The sequence below is a fragment of the Rhodococcus sp. P4_C10 genome (genome assembly GCF_056402135.1).
The window spans coordinates 1-458 of sequence record NZ_JBFUHZ010000111.1 but is presented as its reverse complement, the minus strand read 5'-3'; the positions used below and the strand labels follow the sequence as shown (position 1 = coordinate 458).

Below are 458 nucleotides of genomic sequence, written 5' to 3'. Positions count from 1 at the left end.
CACTTCCACTACGTGCTCTTCGGCACCATCGTGTTCGCCACCTACGCCGGCATCTACTTCTGGTTCCCGAAGATGACGGGCCGCCTGATGGACGAGCGCCTCGGCAAGTGGCACTTCTGGACCACCTTCATCGGCTTCCACACCACGTTCCTGGTCCAGCACTGGCTCGGCAACGAGGGCATGCCGCGTCGCTACGCGGACTACCTGCCCAGCGACGGCTTCACCACGCTGAACACCATCTCCACGATCGGCTCGTTCATCCTCGGTGCCTCCACGCTGCCGTTCSTSTGGAACGTCTTCAAGAGCTACCGGTACGGCGAGGTCGTCACGGTCGACGACCCGTGGGGCTACGGCAACTCGCTCGAGTGGGCCACCAGCTGCCCGCCGCCGCGGCACAACTTCACCGAGCTGCCCCGGATCCGCAGCGAGCGCCCGGCCTTCGAGCTGCACTACCCGCA

General features: G+C 65.4%; 1 protein-coding gene. It reads left to right on the top strand.

Translation table 11 applies throughout. The features are described from left to right. Window positions 1–458 (top strand): cbb3-type cytochrome c oxidase subunit I (locus tag AC1DWC_RS26750; RefSeq protein WP_477912924.1); only part of this gene is annotated, 458 nt, incomplete at both ends.